Source organism: Bradyrhizobium sp. P2_E8 (assembly GCF_056403875.1).
On sequence record NZ_JBFUES010001292.1, the window covers coordinates 1 to 1764 of the forward strand.

General features: G+C 63.7%; 3 protein-coding genes. All 3 read left to right on the top strand.

The window, feature by feature from the left end; genetic code table 11:
* Positions 1-223: 223 nt before the first annotated feature.
* Positions 224-1174 carry a sulfonate ABC transporter substrate-binding protein gene (locus AC1D00_RS39680; RefSeq protein ID WP_477014444.1) on the top strand — a complete coding sequence of 317 codons (951 nt, stop codon included), beginning with the start codon at positions 224-226 and terminating at the stop codon, positions 1172-1174.
* A 2-nt stretch (positions 1175-1176) separates the two neighbouring features.
* Positions 1177-1299, top strand: coding sequence for a hypothetical protein (locus AC1D00_RS39685; RefSeq protein ID WP_477014445.1), 123 nt, complete (start codon positions 1177-1179; stop codon positions 1297-1299).
* Positions 1300-1315: 16 nt separating this feature from the next.
* A partial coding sequence (locus AC1D00_RS39690; RefSeq protein WP_477014446.1) for an LLM class flavin-dependent oxidoreductase occupies positions 1316-1764 on the top strand: 449 nt, incomplete at its 3' end.

The following is a 1764-nucleotide window of genomic DNA, read 5'->3' on the forward strand; positions in this document are numbered from 1 at the left end:
GTTCCGGCCCTGCATCGTCGCACCAAATCCGTGAAGCGCTCACATTTGCGTGCGGAAAAATTCTCCCTGCATCATCGCGGCCGCTTGAAAGATTAATCATGCGCCCTGCCACGCGCGCAGTGCTTGCATCGCTATTTTCCCCGGCGTCTCGACACTCCTCCCGCTCCGCACCATCATTCCCGAACGCGAATGAATGACGGCCGCATGCGGCCGGGAGTGTGGAATGCAGCGTCGTGACTTTCTGAGACTTTCCGTTGGGACGGCAGCGGCAGCTGCGTTCGCCCCGCGCGTCCGCGCGCAAGGCGCGGTGAAGGGAATTCGTATCGGCTACCAGAAGACCGGCGTGCTGGTCATCACGCGCCAGCAGGCGGCCCTGGAAAAACATTTCACGCCGCAGGGCATCGAAGTGAAATGGGTCGAGTTCTCCTCGGGTCCCCCGATGATGGAGGCGATGAATGTCGGCAGCGTCGACTACGGCGCGGTCGGCGATTCGCCGCCGGTGTTTGCGCAGGCCGCGGGCGCCGCGATCGTCTATGCCGCCGGCCAGCCCATCACCAATGGCCAGGGCATATTGGTGCCGAAGGATTCGCCGATCCGCATCCTCGCCGACCTGAAAGGCAAGCGTATCGGCTTCACCAAGGGGTCCAGCGCCCACAATGTCGTGCTGCAGACGCTGGAGAAGGCGGGCCTCACCTATGCCGACATCACCCCGGTCTACCTGACGCCCCCGGACGCGAGTCCTGCGTTTGCCAATGGCAGCATAGAGGCCTGGGCGATCTGGGATCCGTACTTTGCGATCGGGGAGACCAAGCAGAACGGCCGCATCCTGATCAACGCGCGGGAGGTCACCAAGACCAATTCCTTCTACATCGCCAATCGCGATTTCGCCAGGAACCACGGCGCCATCCTGCAACAGATCGTCGATGTGACGACCGCGACCGGCAAATGGGCCGAACAGCACCGCGACGAAGTCGCCAAATCGCTGGCCGCGATCACCGGCGTCCCGCTGGACATCCAGACCGTCGCCGCCAACCGCTCGAACTTCGTGATCGGTCCCGTCACCGACGACATCGTCACGACCCAGCAAGGCGTCGCCGACCGCTTCTACAAGCTCGGCCTGATCCCCAAGCCGATCGTCATTCGCGACATCGTCTGGCGCAATCCGGCAGCCTGATCGTGCCGACCAATCTCCCCGTTTCAAAAGGTCCAGACATGAGACGCATCGTTCAACGTGTGATCGCAGCCATCGTCATGTCGATCGGCATCGTCGCGGCCGCCGTCGGCACGACCTACGGCTAGTCATCGGAGCCCATCCATGAGCCAATCCAAAAGCAACATCCTCTGGTTCCTGCCGACCCATGGCGACGGCCGTTATCTCGGCACCGGCATCGGCGGCCGCGAGGTCAACTTCAACTATCTGCGCCAGATCGCCCAGGCGGCCGACCAGCTCGGTTATTTCGGCGTGCTGCTGCCGACCGGGCRGTCTTGCGAGGATTCCTGGATCGTCGCCTCGAGCGTGGCGCCGTTCACCGAGCGCCTGCGCTATCTCGTGGCGGTCCGGCCCGGCCTGCAATCGCCGAGCGTGGCGGCGCGCATGACGGCGACGCTCGACCGCATCACCAATGGCCGGCTCCTGGTCAACGTCGTCACCGGCGGCGATCCCGTCGAGAACAAGGGCGACGGCATTTTCCTCGGCCATGACGAACGCTACGAGGTGACCCGCGAGTTCCTCAACGTCTATAGCGACCTGCTGGCCGGCAGGAC

What these genes read in the sequence shown, in the direction of transcription:
- AC1D00_RS39680 (WP_477014444.1), top strand. Translation starts at nt 224, where the DNA reads ATGCAGCGTCGTGACTTTCTGAGACTTTCCGTTGGGACGGCAGCGGCA.